This window comes from Paenibacillus sp. FSL R7-0048 (genome assembly GCF_038004505.1).
GTDB classification, from domain to species: domain Bacteria; phylum Bacillota; class Bacilli; order Paenibacillales; family Paenibacillaceae; genus Paenibacillus_AQ; species Paenibacillus_AQ odorifer.
This window is the reverse complement of sequence record NZ_JBBORF010000001.1, coordinates 3,816,721-3,834,771: the sequence shown is the minus strand read 5'-3', so window position 1 is coordinate 3,834,771 and position 18,051 is coordinate 3,816,721. Positions and strand designations below refer to the sequence as shown.

Annotated in this window: 16 protein-coding genes; 10 read left to right on the top strand and 6 right to left on the bottom strand. The window is 39.2% G+C overall.

The genetic code is table 11. From position 1 onward, the window contains the following. Positions 1-17 precede the first annotated feature (17 nt). Both asnB and NSQ91_RS17055 read left to right on the top strand, forming a co-directional pair. On the top strand, positions 18-1,895 hold the full coding sequence (asnB, locus tag NSQ91_RS17060; RefSeq protein ID WP_076303658.1) for an asparagine synthase (glutamine-hydrolyzing): 1,878 nt from the start codon (positions 18-20) through the stop codon (positions 1,893-1,895). Positions 1,896-1,910: 15 nt separating this feature from the next. Next, positions 1,911-2,444, top strand: coding sequence for a putative immunity protein (locus NSQ91_RS17055; protein ID WP_076303659.1), 534 nt, complete (start codon positions 1,911-1,913; stop codon positions 2,442-2,444). 1,119 nt (positions 2,445-3,563) lie between these two features. Here the strand turns inward: NSQ91_RS17055 and NSQ91_RS17050 are convergent. From NSQ91_RS17050 to NSQ91_RS17040, 3 genes are all read right to left on the bottom strand, one after another. Then, positions 3,564-4,835, bottom strand: coding sequence for a sensor histidine kinase (locus NSQ91_RS17050; protein WP_340919030.1), 1,272 nt, complete (start codon positions 4,833-4,835; stop codon positions 3,564-3,566). 19 nt (positions 4,836-4,854) lie between these two features. After that, positions 4,855-6,600, bottom strand: coding sequence for a DUF885 domain-containing protein (locus tag NSQ91_RS17045; RefSeq protein ID WP_340919028.1), 1,746 nt, complete (start codon positions 6,598-6,600; stop codon positions 4,855-4,857). A 69-nt stretch (positions 6,601-6,669) separates the two neighbouring features. Further along, positions 6,670-7,347: a response regulator transcription factor gene (locus tag NSQ91_RS17040; RefSeq protein ID WP_340919025.1), complete on the bottom strand. Its 678-nt coding sequence runs from the start codon at positions 7,345-7,347 to the stop codon at positions 6,670-6,672. Between the two features lie 1,279 nt (positions 7,348-8,626). Here NSQ91_RS17040 and NSQ91_RS17035 point away from each other — a divergent pair. Both NSQ91_RS17035 and NSQ91_RS17030 read left to right on the top strand, forming a co-directional pair. Next, positions 8,627-9,028: a hypothetical protein gene (locus NSQ91_RS17035; protein ID WP_076126607.1), complete on the top strand. Its 402-nt coding sequence runs from the start codon at positions 8,627-8,629 to the stop codon at positions 9,026-9,028. A gap of 1,751 nt (positions 9,029-10,779) precedes the next feature. Next, positions 10,780-11,823 (top strand): hypothetical protein, encoded by a 1,044-nt coding sequence (locus NSQ91_RS17030; RefSeq protein WP_305953553.1) that lies wholly within the window; start codon positions 10,780-10,782, stop codon positions 11,821-11,823. A 792-nt stretch (positions 11,824-12,615) separates the two neighbouring features. Here the strand turns inward: NSQ91_RS17030 and NSQ91_RS17025 are convergent. Then, positions 12,616-13,062 carry a hypothetical protein gene (locus NSQ91_RS17025; protein ID WP_340919021.1) on the bottom strand — a complete coding sequence of 149 codons (447 nt, stop codon included), beginning with the start codon at positions 13,060-13,062 and terminating at the stop codon, positions 12,616-12,618. 231 nt (positions 13,063-13,293) lie between these two features. Between NSQ91_RS17025 and NSQ91_RS17020 the strand changes: the two genes are divergently transcribed. Both NSQ91_RS17020 and NSQ91_RS17015 read left to right on the top strand, forming a co-directional pair. Continuing rightward, the gene (locus NSQ91_RS17020; RefSeq protein WP_143762384.1) at positions 13,294-13,614 is read left to right on the top strand and encodes a hypothetical protein; all 321 of its coding nucleotides are present in this window, start codon (positions 13,294-13,296) and stop codon (positions 13,612-13,614) included. A 118-nt stretch (positions 13,615-13,732) separates the two neighbouring features. After that, on the top strand, positions 13,733-13,969 hold the full coding sequence (locus NSQ91_RS17015; RefSeq protein ID WP_340919018.1) for a hypothetical protein: 237 nt from the start codon (positions 13,733-13,735) through the stop codon (positions 13,967-13,969). A gap of 117 nt (positions 13,970-14,086) precedes the next feature. Here NSQ91_RS17015 and NSQ91_RS17010 read toward each other — a convergent pair whose 3' ends face one another. Together NSQ91_RS17010 and NSQ91_RS17005 are read right to left on the bottom strand one after the other, a co-directional pair. Further along, a complete protein-coding gene (locus NSQ91_RS17010; protein WP_076106729.1) occupies positions 14,087-14,320 on the bottom strand; it encodes a transcriptional regulator in 234 nt (77 codons plus the stop codon). A gap of 408 nt (positions 14,321-14,728) precedes the next feature. Then, on the bottom strand, positions 14,729-15,280 hold the full coding sequence (locus tag NSQ91_RS17005) for a TetR/AcrR family transcriptional regulator (protein WP_340919011.1): 552 nt from the start codon (positions 15,278-15,280) through the stop codon (positions 14,729-14,731). A gap of 148 nt (positions 15,281-15,428) precedes the next feature. Between NSQ91_RS17005 and NSQ91_RS17000 the strand changes: the two genes are divergently transcribed. From NSQ91_RS17000 to NSQ91_RS16985, 4 genes are all read left to right on the top strand, one after another. Then, positions 15,429-16,352 (top strand): ketopantoate reductase family protein, encoded by a 924-nt coding sequence (locus NSQ91_RS17000; RefSeq protein ID WP_340919008.1) that lies wholly within the window; start codon positions 15,429-15,431, stop codon positions 16,350-16,352. 127 nt (positions 16,353-16,479) lie between these two features. Next, on the top strand, positions 16,480-17,001 hold the full coding sequence (locus NSQ91_RS16995) for an MFS transporter (RefSeq protein ID WP_340919005.1): 522 nt from the start codon (positions 16,480-16,482) through the stop codon (positions 16,999-17,001). 270 nt (positions 17,002-17,271) lie between these two features. Further along, positions 17,272-17,511 (top strand): helix-turn-helix transcriptional regulator, encoded by a 240-nt coding sequence (locus NSQ91_RS16990; RefSeq protein WP_036677000.1) that lies wholly within the window; start codon positions 17,272-17,274, stop codon positions 17,509-17,511. Beyond that, positions 17,501-17,851 (top strand): hypothetical protein, encoded by a 351-nt coding sequence (locus NSQ91_RS16985; RefSeq protein ID WP_036677002.1) that lies wholly within the window; start codon positions 17,501-17,503, stop codon positions 17,849-17,851. Before NSQ91_RS16990 ends, NSQ91_RS16985 begins: the two co-directional genes overlap by 11 nt. Positions 17,852-18,051 lie beyond the last annotated feature (200 nt).

The following is an 18,051-nucleotide window of genomic DNA, read 5'->3' as shown; positions in this document are numbered from 1 at the left end:
GGAAGGACTACCATAGTATGTGCGGAATAGCAGGAATATTAAAATATAATGGACAGCCACCACATGAAGAAACCTTAAAACAAATGACAGGGGTTATGAATCACCGAGGTCCCAATCATGAGGGAGTATGGCTCGATTCTCACATTGGACTTGGTTTTCGCAGATTGTCTGTAATTGATTTACGTGATGGTAATCAACCGATGACGAATGAAGATCGTACCCTTTGGATTGTTTTTAATGGTGAAATCTATAATTATAAAACACTACGAAATCAGTTAAAGCTAAAAGGACATCACTTTCAGACGCAATCAGATACAGAGGTCATTGTGCATTTATTTGAGGAATACGGCAAGGACTGTGTCCATCATTTACGTGGAATGTTTAGTTTTGCGATTTGGGATCTTAAGGAACAATCTCTTTTTGCTGCCAGAGATCATTTCGGGATCAAACCTTTTTATTATTACAAAGACGAAAATAATCTTTTATTTGCTTCGGAAATTAAAAGCATACTTGCAGTGCAAGGGGTACCCAGAAAGCTTCAATATCAAAGTTTATTCAGCTACTTAACTTTTCAGTATGTCCCGCATCCTGATACGATGTTTGAACACATTCATAAATTAGGACCTGCGGAGCGATTATTTGTTAACTCGGATGGTGAAATGAAGATCGAGAAATATTGGGAACCCCATTTTCAACCGGTAGAACGATCTTTAGCAGACTATGCCGAAGAAATTCAGTGGAAATTGAAAGAGTCTGTAAACCTTCATTTACAAAGTGATGTGGATAGAGGATGTTTTTTGTCCAGTGGAATTGACTCCACCGCAATAGCTGCAATGATGAGAGCAGAAGAATCAACAAAAACCTTTTCGATTGGATTTGAAGGGCTGAACAATGAAACAATCATCGCAAATCAAACGGCAGCCAAACTGGGGACAGATCATTATTTTCACATTTTATCGCAAAAAGATTTTTTTGAAAGTATCCCGAAAACGGTCTGGCATCTAGATGAGCCTGTTGCAGATCCTTCCGCTATTGCACTCTATCATCTAAACCAGCTTGCAAAAGAACATGTCACGGTGGTCCTATCAGGGGAAGGCGCTGACGAATTATTCGGAGGGTATAGAATCTATAGAGAGCCAAATGCATTAAGACCGATAACCTGGATGCCTAACTTCATAAAGGATTCGTTACGAAAATCATTATCTGTATATCCCTATCATTTCTATGGCAAAAATTATTTACTTCGGGGTCTGACACCTTTAGAAGAGCGTTTTTTCGGAAATGCTAATATCTTTAACAAAAGCGGTAAGATGAACTTGCTCCACGAATCGGTACACGCTCAGAATAGCTTTTTACATCCCGCGGATATCGTTAAGCCTTTTTATGATAAGACAGCTCACCTAGACCCTACGACAAGAATGCAGTTTATTGATCTGAATTTTTGGTTACCTGGAGACATTTTATCAAAAGCAGATAAGCTGTCCATGGCACATTCATTAGAATTAAGAGTCCCGTTTTTAGATAAAGAGGTTTTCGAGACGGCTAGTAAAATACCTGTGTCCAATCGGATTGGGCAAAAAAAAACAAAACTTGCTTTGCGTAAAGCTATGGAAGGAATCGTTCCGGAAGCTATTGTGAATCGCCCGAAACTAGGATTTCCCGTGCCCATTCGTGATTGGCTCAAAACTCCAATTTCAAATATAATGTTTGAACAAATCCGCTATAGTGGCATTGAAGAAATATTCAATATGAATATCATCGAAGAAATGTTTACCCAGCACCGGAGTAATAAAGGCGACTATTCGCGTAGAATATGGATAATTTACATTTTTTCAGTATGGTACACTCTTTTTATAAAAGAAGATCTGAAGCAATTAAATAGTGCCGTGTTGTAATGGGGGAGTGATTCGTTGAATATTGAGGAATATGCATGGAATAAACATGAACAGCAATTAAGAGAAACTAACATGTTTACTTATACTAGTCCAAAGATAAAGATTATAGATAACCATGAATTAAGAAATCTACTTGAAGTCATGCTTGAAAATCTGCCACAGAAGTTTCTGGCCAAATGGGCTTTGAAAGTAGCAGTTGAGCACCTGGATCATCTGGACCAACAGCTTGTAAATGACCCGCGTGTTGATTTAGGTATAGAAACGCTAGAAAAGCGTATAACTGGTGAGATTAGAGCCTTTGATTTAAGAAAAGTTGGATTCATAGTCAATGAATTGGCCAAAGAGTCCACAACCGAGGCTAGTAAGTATGCTGCCCGTTCTTTTGCACAAGCCATTGCAACTGGACATATGCGAGGACACGCTATGGTTTGCAGTGACTATGCAGTAAAACTGGTGAATTACATATCAGATCATTCTTCAGTTGCAGAGGCAGCTACTAAAGAACGGGAAAGACAATTAAGGATAGCTGAAGAGTTACTTTGTAATTGAAGGTTTAAAGATGAACATGTATGAGGATGATTATAAAAGTTAAATAATGGGAATATTTGACTTTTTATATGATCGAGAGTTATGTAATCTAATGCAAACAATAAAAACATTATTAGTACTTAATGTTTTATGCGTGACTTGATGAGCTTTAAAGCTTAATACTCGTTTTAGATAATACGATTACTAAATAAGAATCAATTGCTTAGGAAAGGGCAGTTATTTTGAACAGTTTTGAACATTGATTAGATAATCATTAATAGACAGTAAATTGGCAATAATTTGAATCAAATTGGTTGGTTCCTTTAATTTATATACTACTTCCTCACAAAACCCGTATTTTGTACATATGTTACTAAGATGCGTTCTACTTAGATTATACATAGTTCTATATGAGTCTCTTGGCTCGGCTCGCTACCAGATTCGACCAGCGCTAGTATTACCATAACAATAGCGTTTAAACTTCTTCTAAGAATAATGTTGGGGCCATTGCTGAATGTCATAAATATCCGAATTAGATATTCGCCAAATCGTCAATAGTACCATGTTCTTGTCCATTTTCGGCAATCGGTACAAGTTCTTGTCCTAAGCAAAGGACAAGAACTTGTACCGATAAAACAAAAAAGCCGCGCCTAGCGCGGAATCCAATAGGTCTATGTTCTTGTCCTCTTACAATATGGATTATGGTCACAATCTAGGGGTTTATATTATTTGATCTATTTATCACTTCCTCTTCCGAGTTCCGAGCAATAACCACATCATTAATTAGAGCCTTGCGATTTCGACTAGCCATATCAATTGCTCTGAGTTTCATCAACCACTTATAGGACGACACACAAATGCATTTAAAAAAACCGTTGAGCTGATTCAACGGTTTTTTTGAAATTCGTACAAGGCATCACATCCAAGTTAAACATTGAGCGATAATCACTCTTTGTTTATATGCGCTAATAACCGGTAGCGAAACCAGATAATCTTCTTCGCTTATTGCACAGTATGTACTAGTTTCCCTTTTTTTTGAAAATAATGGATAATAAAGAACTTTGCTGCGTTCTATAGATATCCCCAAACCCAAAAGTCCCGACAACAATTGTAAGTCTCTTTTGAAGAGTACTATTATTTTTAACTAATCACCGGAAAACGAATCATAACTGTCGTACCACACCCTACCCCGCTGCTAATGTGGACAGTACCTTGATGTTGATCGACGATCCAACGTGCGATCGATAGCCCTAGACCTGCTCCATGATCCCCTCTACTTCTAGAGGAATCTCCCTTATAAAAGCGATTAAATACGAGTGGTAATTCATGTTCCGAAATACCCACTCCGTTATCCTTGACGGTTACAAGAACTGATTTCCCCTGCCTAAGACACTCAAGATCGATTTGCCCATCCACCTGCGTAAATTTAATGGCATTGTCCAACAAAATCATGAACAACTGTATGAGACGATTCTCATCTCCATTCATGAGCAATTCCGAGCCTTCGACATGAAGCTGTACCCGCAACTGCTTGTAATCCATTATTGGCTCCATTTTTTTGGCGATCTCTTTAATGATCACGTCAATACGAACAGGTGTGCATGAGATAACCTCCTCATGTGAATCACCTCTTGCCAGAAGAAGTAGGCCGTCTACCATGTTGCTCATTCTTTTGGTTTCTTTCAGAATGGCTGAAATTGGAGCGCTTTCTTCCTCGATTGTATGATCGGGATGGCGTAACAATATTTGTGTTTGCCCTCGGACGACCGAGAGCGGACTTCTCAACTCGTGAGAGGCATCTGCAACGAATTGCTGCTGCTTATCCCAAGCCTTCTGAATTGGTATGAGCGCCCGTCTAGCCAAAGCGTAACCTGCGATGATAGATAATAACGCGCCGACACCGATTCCAATACTAATACACCATAATAACCGGTTCAAATAATACACCTCGGCGGAAATTTCCGTAAATATCTGAATTGTTTTCAAAGGAATGTTCGACAGTTTCTCGACTATTGGCAATTTACCCTGATAGGGTCTGCTCACGAATCGATAGGTTTTCTTACCCACGAGTATCGACTCGGGCCGCATGTGGTTTTGTTTTTCCCGAAGCATCGAACTCAATTCGATATATGGTACTTTATAATATACGCTTTGAATCAATGCATCGTTGGAATCCCAATAAAATGACATCATAAAACGTTCCGGTTCCTTCGAATCAATGTTAAGTACTTGCTCCCCGTTACTTAGAGAAATTTGTTGCATGTGGTCAATATTAAACACCAGATGACGGTCAATATCGGAATAGATCCGATAATGTGCCAACCCATATAACGCTCCCCCCAGTGTGACGAGCAAGCAAAATACAACCGTGCTGTTCCATATCGTCATTCGTACTAACGTGCGTTTAATCATACCGGGGTTTGCTCTCCTTTTATTTGGCGGATTTGATGTATTGATTCACTTGCTGTTCCAATATTGGAAATGGCATATTCCCGTTTCGAAGAAGAACGGAATGAAATGCCTTGATATCGAAGCGATCCCCGAGTTCGCTTTCCGCCTTCTCCCGAAGGGATTGGAATTGCTCCGATCCGATCGCATAGTTTTCGTTAAGTCCAGGATAGGCAATGACACTGTCGATCAAAGCATCGTTCCCCGTTCCGGTAACCCTAACCAGATACTCATTAGCTTGTTCTCTTGTCCACTTCAGCCCATGGATACCCGTATCTATCACGGTACCCATGGAATTGCCCAGAAAACGGTTTAGTACCATATTCCGATCAAGCAACCCCTTCTCCGCGCATAAGCTTTCCATATAGACCGCCCATCCCTCTACGTATCCAGCCGTCATCGTTATTTTGCGGATTAATGGAATGGATGGTTGATCATATTGAATCGAGAATTGAAAGTGATGTCCTGGAATACCCTCATGCAAGGCAAGCAATTTAACTATTTCTTCGGAGGTCGGATTTTCGAGTGGAATGACAAATCTCCCGCTCCTATCACCATCTATAGATAAGGGGATATACATTCCACCTGCCGATGCGAAAAGAGCCGAATACGCCCGCACATCCACGGGATGATCCGGGATAAGCTCCTCTTCAAACCAATCGGACAAGTAGGGCGTGGCATCCGACAAACTGCTGTTTAACGCTTGCAGCAATTTATCTCCAGTTAGGAATCTGGCTGCAGATGTAGTTTGTGCGTGACCCGAAGCCCCGCTTCTTAGCTCCTTCTCGATCTCTTCTACCTTGCGTTTAGCGATCTCGTGAATTTTCTGAGGACTAAGGTCAGTACCCGTAGTAAGTTTGAGCCTTGCAGAATAATACTCGCTGCCGCCCGGCTGATTCCAGATTCCTTGGTTCACGGATGCTTGCTTCATAAGATCATTCTTGATCACATCGGCAAGTTTGCCGTAAGAAGCCAGTACATGATCGGTTAGGGTTTGCGCTAACGTTTTTTTCAGCGTTTCCTCTTCGGAGGGATCGAGTTTTAACTCGGTTAATTTCTCTGCATACAAACTGTACAGAATCGTTTCTTCCGGTTTCGTATTCTGCAATTTGCTGTAACTCGTAAGCATTTCCTTAAGAAATTCAGAAGCAGGGACAATACCTTTCTCCCGTCTGTCTTGAATTCTATTAATGACATGTGCGACTTTATCTGAAAAACCGTTCAGCGCAACGATATAATTCTTTGCATCTGCTTGGCTGCGAATCGGATAGTTGTTCGCGAAATACGGCGGAAAATTGGTTAGGGAAAGGTAGTCATTCGTGTTCAAATCCCAATATTTATATACCTGCTGCGCCGCGCTTAGGTCCCATTTTAGGATATCGTAGGTGAGTTTGTCTTCCGGGGAAAGCATAGCAGCATCATAGTTATTCAATTTTTTTAACAAGTCATTTCTCTTATCGTTTAATAATTCGTAATCGGCATCCGACAGGTCCGTAAGCTTAGTGGGATCCCATCGGATTCCCTCCACATTTTTCACGTCAAAATAAAGCTGTGTCTCAGGGTCATTCTTAAGCGTATCTACCGCCATCTTCTGAATCAATCCGTCTAAACTCTCTGGCTGATGTTGGGTCTGCCCAAACAAACCGCCTGCAATCAGCAATACGAGAAGTACCACAGCTAATAAAATAGTCAATCGGGTGTTCTTAAACATCTGTCTTACAAGGTTCATTCATCAATCTCTCCTTTATAGAGTATAAGAAGAATATATAAGATGAACCTTTGATTTCCCTTTGAAAAACTACTTGTTTATTCTGAGTATGTAGCCCAAACCTCTTACGGTTTGGATATATTGATCGGCATGCCATGAAGACAGCTTCTTTCTTAGATAATGGACATAGAGCTCGACGATGCCAATCCCCGCTTCCGAATCCAGTCCCCAAATTCGGTTATAGATTTGCTCTTTCGTCACGATCTGCTCTTTATTCATGAGCAGGTACTCAAGCAGCTCACATTCCTTTTCTGTTAAAGTCAGCTCTTCTCCTGCGACCGTTATTGCTCGATTTCGAACTTGAATAGCAATCGGGCCGTAGCTAATCTGCTCTTCTTGATTAACCTTGCCATAACGGCGCAACAGCACTTTAGCTCTGACAATCAGCTCTGGAATTTCGAATGGCTTCAACACATAATCGTCCGCTCCGATCGTTAACCCCTTTACCCGGTCGTTCAATCCGTCTTTTGCCGTCAGACAAAGAATCGGGGTATCCACTCTTTGCTTCCTCAGCTCTTGGATGAACGTAAATCCATCAACCTTAGGCAGCATAATATCCAAAATAATTAAATCGAACTCGCCGTACAATGCGTGATGCAAGCCCTCTTCTCCGTTATGACACTCCGTAACCTTATGCCCTTCATCCTGCATAACTCTTGCAATTGTGTGCGATATTCCAATATCGTCCTCTACGATCAACAGCTTCATAAGTCCCTCCATGAATGAACAAATATGGGGTTAGACATCTCAGTTCCTCCTAAATAGTACCATATTGCCTGCCCGTCAGCTTAAGAACAATGGCATCTTTTAACTTTCTGCAGTAGATGAAATCATATCGGGAATGTAGCAAAGTTCGTGTCAACCATTAAAAAAGAACCCTTAAAGTACTTTGGGTTCTTTTTATTAAACTATTTATTTGAAGTATTTACTAATGAACCCTTCCAGCTGGAGTTTTGCCCCTGTCAGATAGTAGTTATGTATTTCTTTCAACTCAGCATTATTGGGCTTGAGGTTTTTTAACCTGGATACAAACTTAGTATAGTTGGGCACTACAGTATTGTTTAAAGATAGGAAGAATGTTTTTCTTGTTGAATTGTTTGGGCCTCAATTTTGATGTAACGCAGTTATAGCTTTCTCTTCATTGTTTACTAGCGGCTTCAACTGATATGGATAAGGTCTGATGGTGTATAATTACTTATTGATTATTGTACATGATTATGTATTTTAATGGTTTTCAAATCGGCAATAGTACCAAGTCCTTGTCCTTCGACATTGTCGCACAAGAACTTGGTCCCATTGCCGAAAGTTCCTCCTTCTAATGAAACAGCAACCGGTCAAAGAACGGTTGCTGTTTCAGTCGTTAACTACAAATATTTTTTGATTTTGAATTTATCTGTCATGTTTTTTTATAAACGAATCCATGTACTCCTTAGGTCACTTATACTTTTTAAAGTCTGAATCAGCACTATTCTATTTCTTGTATAAAACATCCACTTTAATTTTTGTCATTGATTCTACTAGCTTAAAAGCAATTTTGAATTTAGATTTTGTTAACTCAAGAACTTCTATCCATCTAATATTAGATTTTTGCGTTAACCTTGACTCTGAATAATTTAAACAGTTGCAGAAAAATAGTATAGAGAAACTCGCAACCACTGATCGTGAATCCATAATAGAATATTTTTACTAATCCCCTTCTCCTTGTTCTGTCTAATTATAGATTGGAGTATTCTTTCACTTAACTTTGAATTGCACTGGTCATCATTTCAAAACCTGAACTTCCTCCATTTAAAGCTGCATCATTACTTCTTGTACTTATACTATAAAAATGATCTTTCTCTAAAAGATACTTCCTCCATATAATTCAACTTGAAATGTTATTTCAATCACAGGGCTAAGGTATATTTTATAAAAATTGGATAATAGATCATACGTATTGTCTCTCCCCTTAATATACTGTCTTATCTTGTGTAAGGAGGTAAGTTCAATGTCATGTAAATGCAGAAAAACAACCAAAAGTAAAACAGTTCGCCTAAAAAAAATCAATCTTTCTGAAATTAGAGTCCCAAGAAAAAGAAAGGTTCGATCTACAGAACTGAGTGAGACTTTTGATTTTTCAGGAAATTGTGGTCAGCTCTTGATTTTAGCTAGAACTAATGGACTTTCTGCTGAGTTTAACACAATTCGTAACGTAGGAAATTGTGCATTCACACTACTCGCGGTAGATCGTAATGGAAATGTAATTCAAAATTCGGAGTACACGCTACAACCAGGCAATGTACTAGCTAGGTATGTTTTTGGTCCTAACGCATTTCCTCCACATCAGATTTTATTCCGTTGTCAATCTGGTACAGGTGGAAGATGTATACTAAGGACTTCTTTTTGTTAAGGTGAGTTACGTATAATCTAGACTAAAACTACGAGGTGATAACATATGTCATGTAATTGTTCTAAGAAAGTTAAGAGAATTACAAGTACTCGTACAAATGGTAAACGAAAACGAGCTCCCATTACTCGCGCACCAAAGTTATCCAGAGTTAGATCGACTATAAGTGAAAATACAGTGGACCTGATAGGTGCTTGTGGTGGAAACTTCACTCTTGTGAAAAGATTTGGGGGGCCTGCACCAAAATTAAAAGCCATTTCAAATATTGGTAGCTGTACATTTACACTGGTTGCAGATGATGGAAGGTTTATTATTCCTGGATCAGAGATCTCTTTAAATCCTGGTGGCACGCTAGCGACTTATCAAGTTCCTGCCACTGCACAAACTGTATCTTTTAGATGCTCTGGTTCAGGAGGAACTTGTCGTCTTCGAATGACACCGTGCTAATTCAAGTGATTTAATTTTATTAATGGCAGATTAAAGGAGAGTCACAAATATTCACGCTTAACTTGCTAAGTAGTAACAACAATAACATTTACCTCATCTAGAAAGAGGTCACTTAAAAAGTCCTACGCCCCCCAAAAGAGACAATTTCTCATTTTTATGAGGAATGTCTCTTTTTTTTCTTTTTTAAAGTATCCAATTAAAGGCTGGTGGTTTTGATGCTCCCTGAGCAGCAGAGTTTCTATATTGAGCCCGTTTGCAAAGCTTAACCATATTTTGATTCCTAACGATCCCCTGCTGCGTCAAATGAACGAATTATTTTAGCTTTGTATATTAAGAATTGAACAAAACTATTGCCACGATAACGGGCGAACCGTAGTTGATCCGGTGCGGATGTTTAAATATCTGCTGCTCAAATCCAATTTTGGCTTATCGGAAATGGAACTGGTGGGACCTACTATTTGCTTAAGGGCTACAGGTGGGCTAGGTTTGATGATTACGAATCAAATGTATATTTAACAAATATTCTTTACTTATTTCGAACACTTGACTCTTGATCCTAAAACCTAAACCAGTTGTATCAAACTCCTCAATTACATAATCGAGATCTAATACATAACATTCTTTATACTCATGTTCCGATGACTGAAATATTTTTTTGAAATCTTTATTATATGGGGCTTAAAATAGTTGATTAAAACAACTTCAGCAACAGCAATATTTTATTTATCAGATTTTTGTAGAAATCGAGTATATATCTTTTCGATTCAACAAAATCATGGATGTAAATTTCCAAGATGTCAGCCAAATATCGATATCCCAACTTCTTTCACTATATATCTTCTGTACAGTTTCATGATGGTGGTTTAAATGATCGAAAACATTACGTGTACGTAGTGCCTCGTACCAAAAGTAAGACCAATATGCTGAAATATTGACTTCACAAGATGTAATCAGGCATCCTTTCCACTCTAACCCCTTATTTTATTCCCTTTTCCGTGCCTTAGGCATCCTCGTCTCCAGCATTCAAGCTTTGCATCGGTTCGGCCTCTCTTGACGTATATGAAGGTTTTTTCAGTTAAATGGCCGGCTATTAGCACGTTTAGAACTATGTCGCTCATATAAGCAGTATTTCGACAAATCGCTCACAGCTTAAATTAAAGAGGAGATAATGGCTGGACAGATATAACTGTCGTCAATCTTTATTAACCAATTTCACCATTATCACATAAATGCAATGATTAGTGCCCATTCCTTTTGTGCGCATGGTTAATATACTATCTTATTCTAATGAGATTAGGTGATGAATAGTGGCCTCTTTTGCTGAAGCTCTTGTGATCAAGAATAACATTTCGAAAACAGTACTTAAGAACCGGAGAATTCATGGGATCGGAGTCGGATACTATGATCCCAAACATCCTAAAAAGGGCGCAGCCGTGATCCTCTATGCTAATGCGGTCAGCAGCACGACGCTAGGCTTTGGTTCGAAGCTCTCCTCACAAATTAGAGGCAAGACTGTAAAAGTCCCGATACGAGTAGTGAAAACCCAAAAAATCCGCAGCAACGCAAGTTACATGGACCGGATTCGTCCGGTAATCGCAGGATACAGTATCGGTACCACAGGCGGATCAGGAACCGTAGGCTTAATTGTAAGCAGGGGCAATCAACAGTATTTATTCAGCAATAACCATGTGCTCACCAACCCGACCAACTCCCGCAATCGCGCAGAAACACTGCAGCCCGGCGGATCGGATGAAAGCAGGACACCAAGGAACCGTGTCGGGTATTTATCGCAGTTTATTACCCTGACTACCAGCGGTTCAAACCGGGTTGATGCAGCCTTGTCCCGTCCGCTAAGCAACAGCATTGTCAGCCCACAGTATGCAACGATAGGCACTATTCCCGGTCATGTCACCTCCTACCGTGTAGGCGAACGCTTCAAAAAAGTAGGACGGACATCTGGACTGACCAGAGGAAAAGTAGATTCGGTAAATACGGATGTACAAGTAGATTATGGTTCGGATATCGGCGTGCTTACCTTCCTCAATCAATCAATTATTCTGAGCAATACACCTATATCACTTCCCGGCGACTCGGGCTCAGTCTGGCTGAGAAGTTCAGATAACTATGCGGCCGCTGTAAATTATGCCGGAACAACGGATGGAAAGACTTCGGTTGCCTTTCCCATTGATTGGGCATTAAGTGCACTCCGAGTCCGTGTGGCACGTCCAGCGGGTCAGAGTGCGGGCCGAATCAAGATAGTCGATACGCATAACGGCAATGCTGCCTATACCCGGCGCCTCACAGCGAAAGAACTATCCAGGCTTAAGATAATCCAAGCAAAGTCGAGATAAGAACATGCCCGCGTAACGACATCTTCCTGTCACGTTCAATAAGTTGGATGAACGTTACGTAAAGTCATTTTTTTTTTTTTTTTTTTCATAAGATAGATTATCCTACGAAAAAGTAGGCGAGCACCAAATGACAATAAATCTCAATCGCTTAGAAGCAAAGCCAAACGTAAAGGCAAGGTACTGTTCCTTTTACACGGGACAGTATCTTTTCATTTTTTCTGATTGAGCCATTTATTCCTTATATTACAGAACCATTAAACGCGTATTGTACTCATCCAACACTTCCACTCGTGTTGGTGGCACTCACAAATTTTTGTCGGATTCGATGAGATCAATTTTTATAATTTCACACTAACGCTTATAAATGGAACAAATAGTAGATCTAAGTTGAGAAACACTTTGGCATCAAAAAAGGAGCCCCCAAATTCAAATTTGATAAACCATGCATAAAAAAGTTACCCGAAAAAGTGAGTGAGTTAGGTAAGGTGATTAAACCGTCACTTGGCTAATAAAAGATGAATTCAAAGGCCGGGAAAAGAGTATAAAATGCGAACTCCGATAATACAACCTAGAGGACTAGAAATCAAAACAAGCAACCTACATAAAAATCAACTGTAGGTTGCTTGTTTTTTTATATGAAATAACTTGATTTACGAGAATACATATTATCACTAGCCGAAATCTTTAATGGAGTTTGAAGCTAGAAACTAACATCACATGTTACTACTTTCTCTTTTTGTAATCAGTGGTTAAATCGAAGTGTTACTCCCTCTAAAGATATTGATGACAACATTAATTCTTAGGAATATGAACAGGTACCCAGTACGTATCATAGCCTCTATAATACTGATAGGGGCCTTCAGCGCGCCAGCAAGCCGGATGCCAAGGTGCTGAAGAACACCATACGGGCTTAGGTTGTGTAACAGAAGGTGGCGGTGGGGTAACAGGCAATACTGGACCGATATATTGCAACCCAACTATATCTTGGTTACTTACTTGAGTAAAACTCATTGTACCATCGGGATTGATAATATTCATTGAGATTGTACCTGATCCAATATCAGCTCCAGGTGCTGGCACCGTGAAACTTACAAGTTGCCAAGTTACTAATCCAAACCCAGGAATTGAAGATTTATAGTAGTGCCCCACTCTACCTTGTGTAATTTGGTCACTAATAACTTGAGGAGCTATAAAGGGAAATACTGTAGTTCCATCTGGTGTAGTTAAATTTCTAGACAAGTTTATCATCCTTTCGACTTTTAAATTATAGAATTAGTTATATGCCCATATACATATTTCGGTAACAAAAACGATGGGAGTTCACTCAAATTACACAATTAATTGAGGCTCAAAATCAAATTTTGCGGTTGAAAATTAAAACGGAGTAAAACCGAGGATAGAAATGGAAAAACATCTGCAAATCTTGTAATGTTGTAAGTCCAACCAAACAACACGAAAAGGCTATGACAGATGCCCATCCAGTATATTAACGAACTGCTTGGATTACCAGAACTACAACATCATAGCGTTGTCTCGATCCATGAAACAGAAGTACATTTGGAAGCCTCACTGGTAGCCTACAAACAGGCCTGTCCTCTATGCCACTCCGAAGAAGTTATAAAGCGAGATGGCCGTAATACGTCGAGCAAGATTCGTCATTTCAGCATCTTTGGTAAAAAGTGTTTTTTGCACGCTTGGCCTGTTCGCGGTGCAATATTGGTTTTGTTTGGTCTTATTCGTGTGTTGGCTCCAAGGAACAATACAGTCTTGTTTTTCGTTTGCAGTCCGTAAACTAGGCACTGGTCTCCACGGCAACACATCGTGTCAGAATGCAAGAAGCTCCGGCAGAGAGCCATCATTTGCTCAAGCAAGCATGGCATCAAGCGAAAGACCAGGCGGAACTGATACTTTGCAATTAAAAAGGAACACACTTACAACACCGGTATTCACGATATTCGAGGCGAAACCAAACTCGACCTGCTTTTGGGAAGAAAGCTGGATGCGCTACACGCGTATGCCGAGCAGCATCATGGATTTTAAATTCTTCAATCCCAAGGCTGTCGTCATGGATCTGGCTCAAGCTGTTCCTCCAATTGTGATTCTCGTCATCCTCATCATGAGTAATCTAAACTGCCCGTTATTTTAACAAAGGCAGCCGATCATTTGACCGGCTGCCTTCTTATTTTGATAGAGCTATCGTTTCCCATTATCTTAGCTTAATGGATCACATTCGTAGTCTTAATGCAACCTACCACTTATTCCATTAATCTCCCTTTACTTCATTATCATTCGGAATTAATTCATACAAGGCACGAACATCACAACCGATGGAATCGGCGATCGATATGGCAATTTTGAGTGGCATCACTCTTTTGTTTTCAATAAAGTCGTAAACTCGTTCCGGTTTAAAAAGCAAGTCTTTTGCCAGCCATTCCGCTGACTTCCCGGATTCCATCAATCGTTCATTCAGTAAGCAACGTCCTAGTTCAAATTTCAAGAAGTGATGACCTCCCGCATAAGATAATACTTAACCTTAAGCGTTGTCCATTGCCAGCATGAATATACTTCATTAAGGGTCCTATAACGATGAAGTTCCCCATGTTTCCCGTTAGTTCAATCTGTGGTTTTCCTATTTTCAGCCCAATTTTCCTGTTCACAATTGAGATTAATGATGCATAATAGCACTGTGTAGAAAATCTGCTAAATCCTCATTGCTATATTGATTAATGATGTTCATATCTCTCACTCCGTACATATATAAGCAATAACGCCCCATCTCTTGGTCTATAACATCGTCCACCTTAAGAGTAAGTTAGGTCAGTTTTTATGGAGTATATTGTGTAAACAAGCTTATGCGCGCTTTTTTATTGTTACAGAACATATGGATTTGGTTTGAATGACAGACTCATTCTTTAAAATAGGGCGTAATCCCTCTTGAATATAGGTTCTCCACTAACTTGAAAAATTCTTCTGACGATAAATCCTTTTGACGCTGGAGCCAAAGACGAAACAAAGAAAGAGCAGTTGTCAGGTAAAACTCAATGAAGTATGGCGTTAAGGATTGGTTTTGCGGAACGTTTAATTCTAATTGATTCAAAGCGATTTCTTTTTTTAAGCGTTTTAAAAAACGGACACTTCCATAATCACCCAAAAGGGCATTAAGAACCAGGAGATGTTCTTTTTTATCCAGACAATAGAGCGTGTCTTGAACCGTATCCATCGATAGCTCTTTATTTGCCAATTCTTTTTTCATTTCATTCAATAGGTCATTTTCAACAGAGTCTAACAATTCGTAAATGTCAGTAAAGTATTGATAAAAGGTGCTGCGGTTATACCCTGACTTATTGGAAATTTCCTGAACCGAAATTTTCTCAATCGGCTTTTGGCTATATAGCTCACAAAAAACTTCTACAAATTTTTGTCTCGTTTTCTCCGTTATTTGGGGTTGCTTTTTCATGTGTCCCTCCTACTAGTGAATAAGAATATCATCCGACAAATCATAAAAAACTGATGGTTGATCAAGGAATAATGAAGATTTATAATCACATCATACAACATGTTGTCGGATAATAAAAAGGAAATATTAACAAGTAGGGGTGGTTTATATGTCAGCAAAACAAGATAGAATTTTAATTTTTGGTGCAGGTGTCATCGGGAGCATGTACGCAATAAAGCTTATTGAAGCAGGGTATGACGTTAGCCTGTTTGCACATTCGAATAGATATACATCATTAAGAGAAAATGGCCTGCAGTATATAGAAAAAGGTACAGTTAGATCGATACAAGTGAATGTCATGGATACGCTCGAAAATGACGATGTATACGATTTTATTTTCGTTACTGTTCGTTATGATCGGTCCGAATCAGCATTGTTAGCGCTAAAAGATAATCAAAGCAAAAATATAGTTACGATGATTAGTAATTCAATTGGATTTTCTTCGTGGCTGGATATCGTAGGGGATAGACTTTTACCAGCTTTTCCCGGCTTCGGCGGACAGATTAAAGATGGGGTATTACATGCGCGATTTCTACCAAAGTATATAGCGGCAACTGCATTTGGAGAAATTAATGGTGTAGCGACAGAACGCATAGAAAACCTCGCAAAACTATTTAAAACAGCAAAGCTTCCCTACGTTATTAAAAAGGATATGCAAGCGTATCTAATCACACATTCCGTATCAGATATTGCCATGTTGAGTTTTTTGCATTCTGAGAATAAGATTATTGACAAAAAAACAGCCAGAACCAGAAAGACGGCACGCAAAATAACAGTCACTTTAAAAGCGTATCTTAGGGAAATACAAAAAGCGGGCGTTTTAATTGATCCTCCAATACTTAAAATGGTGCTTAAATTTCCAAACTTATTTTTGGATATTTTCTTTATGACATGGCTACGAACTAAGATGGTTAGGGATATGATGTTGCCGGATTATGCGAATAATGCTAACAATGAGATTGTACAGCTGAGTAATGATTTAATGAAATTTTTAAGTCAACATGATATCAAATCGGAAATACATGTTCCGTAATTTTTTGTTAAAATAGTATGGTATTTTTTAATTTATTTTCATTAAATCCTTCAATCAGGCATTAATCTGAGTATGAAAATCTAAATATATAGTTTTTTCGTAGCATCCTTGAATAAACTACCGGGAAATGATAATTGAACAGCGACAGTCGGCTGATAAACGCATTTCAGTATTCAAAGTTTTACTCACACCTGGGCTGATTCCTATCTTGGTTGTGGTTCTTGCCTGGATGCTGGCTCATAATATTTTGTACACCTATATCTCTCCTTTCCTAGATGATATGGGGCTTGAACCCTATCTTGGCCAGGTTCTGCTTGTTTTTGGAATTATGGCACTGGTGGGAATCTGGGTGATTGGGATTTTCATTGATCGTTGGTTGCGTCCGTTGGTTCTCATCAGTTTTACCGGATTTGCTCTGATATCTCTTGTACTAGGACTTTGGAGTGAGCATGGTACTATTATCTTCATTTCTGTTGCGCTGTGGGGGCTGACATTCGGTGGTGCGGCAACATTGTTGCAGACAGCACTTGCTCAGGCTGCGGGGAAGCAAGGTGTGGATATCGTGATGCCTATCAATACCTTCTTGCTCTGTTTGTTGCCTGGTGTGCTAAAAGGCATGGATTTCGTCCATCCCAGATCCGTTAAGTAATCCGATTGCGATCCGTCTGCTATTGACTGTGAATTGTTCTTGCACGATCGTGGCAATCATTCATCGATTTGCACCACAAAAAAACATAAATTACATTAGATCGATATGTGAACCAGACGGAATCATGAATTTCGTCAGGTTTTTTCTGCATTCCGGCTTTTGTTAAATAAAAGTATTCCAGGTAAACATAAATGTATTATGTAACTAAGTATAAGTATACTTTACATTTGTTAAAAATCAGTTTATAATTTGATTCAAGAGGTGATGGTCATGAAGAAAGATTTCGGTGATTCGATATCCAATAAGGTTTATGAATATCGTGTACTTGCCAGAATGTCTCAGCAAGAATTAGCAGAGAAAGTCGGGGTTTCCAAACAAACCATTTTCGTAATGGAAAAAGGGAATTATGTGCCGACTCTGCTATTGGCTTTTCGAATTGCCGATTTTTTTAATGTTGATGTAAACGATGTTTTTACTTATTTGAAAGGAAATGATCAAAATGAAAATTAAGTCTATTTCTGATATCCATAACGCAATTTTTCACCCTTTAAAGTCCTGGGCTGAGCAATCTACGGGAAATTGGAATATTCTCATTGGAGTAGGTTTTTTACTGCTCATGGGTAGTGCGATTTTCACCTATGTATTTTATAAGAAGATTGGGCAAGACGATGAACGGACAAATAAAATCTTTTTGAAAAGCAGTTACTTTATGCTGTTGACAATTATTCTATGTGACATGATTTTTCCTAAAGAGTATATGTGGAACATCTTTTTCTTGTTCAAATATGCGCTAGCGTTTTTAGCTGGTGGAATTTACATGGCCATCCAGTATAAAAAGGATTTGTCGTAAGGAAGGGTCAGAGCGAGGACCAGCTAAGGATGAGGATTAGACAATGCTGATAAATATGCTAAATAAGTGATATGGAAGTTCAATAGGTGCAATCGGGTTGTAAAATAAATTGCTAAAATCAAAAATATCCTTTTATGTTCCTTCCCCCTCTGCTTCTAGCGGCAATGGTTACATGTTCTTGTCCTTTGATCGCGACAAGA

Coding starts and splice junctions, on each gene's coding strand:
- NSQ91_RS17045 (WP_340919028.1), bottom strand. CDS start 6,600: ATGAACCTTGTAAGACAGATGTTTAAGAACACCCGATTGACTATTTTA.
- NSQ91_RS16990 (WP_036677000.1), top strand. CDS start 17,272: ATGAAGAAAGATTTCGGTGATTCGATATCCAATAAGGTTTATGAATAT.
- NSQ91_RS16985 (WP_036677002.1), top strand. CDS start 17,501: ATGAAAATTAAGTCTATTTCTGATATCCATAACGCAATTTTTCACCCT.
- NSQ91_RS16995 (WP_340919005.1), top strand. CDS start 16,480: ATGATAATTGAACAGCGACAGTCGGCTGATAAACGCATTTCAGTATTC.
- asnB (WP_076303658.1), top strand. CDS start 18: ATGTGCGGAATAGCAGGAATATTAAAATATAATGGACAGCCACCACAT.
- NSQ91_RS17040 (WP_340919025.1), bottom strand. CDS start 7,347: ATGAAGCTGTTGATCGTAGAGGACGATATTGGAATATCGCACACAATT.
- NSQ91_RS17000 (WP_340919008.1), top strand. CDS start 15,429: ATGTCAGCAAAACAAGATAGAATTTTAATTTTTGGTGCAGGTGTCATC.
- NSQ91_RS17035 (WP_076126607.1), top strand. CDS start 8,627: ATGTCATGTAAATGCAGAAAAACAACCAAAAGTAAAACAGTTCGCCTA.
- NSQ91_RS17050 (WP_340919030.1), bottom strand. CDS start 4,835: ATGATTAAACGCACGTTAGTACGAATGACGATATGGAACAGCACGGTT.
- NSQ91_RS17005 (WP_340919011.1), bottom strand. CDS start 15,280: ATGAAAAAGCAACCCCAAATAACGGAGAAAACGAGACAAAAATTTGTA.
- NSQ91_RS17020 (WP_143762384.1), top strand. CDS start 13,294: ATGCCCATCCAGTATATTAACGAACTGCTTGGATTACCAGAACTACAA.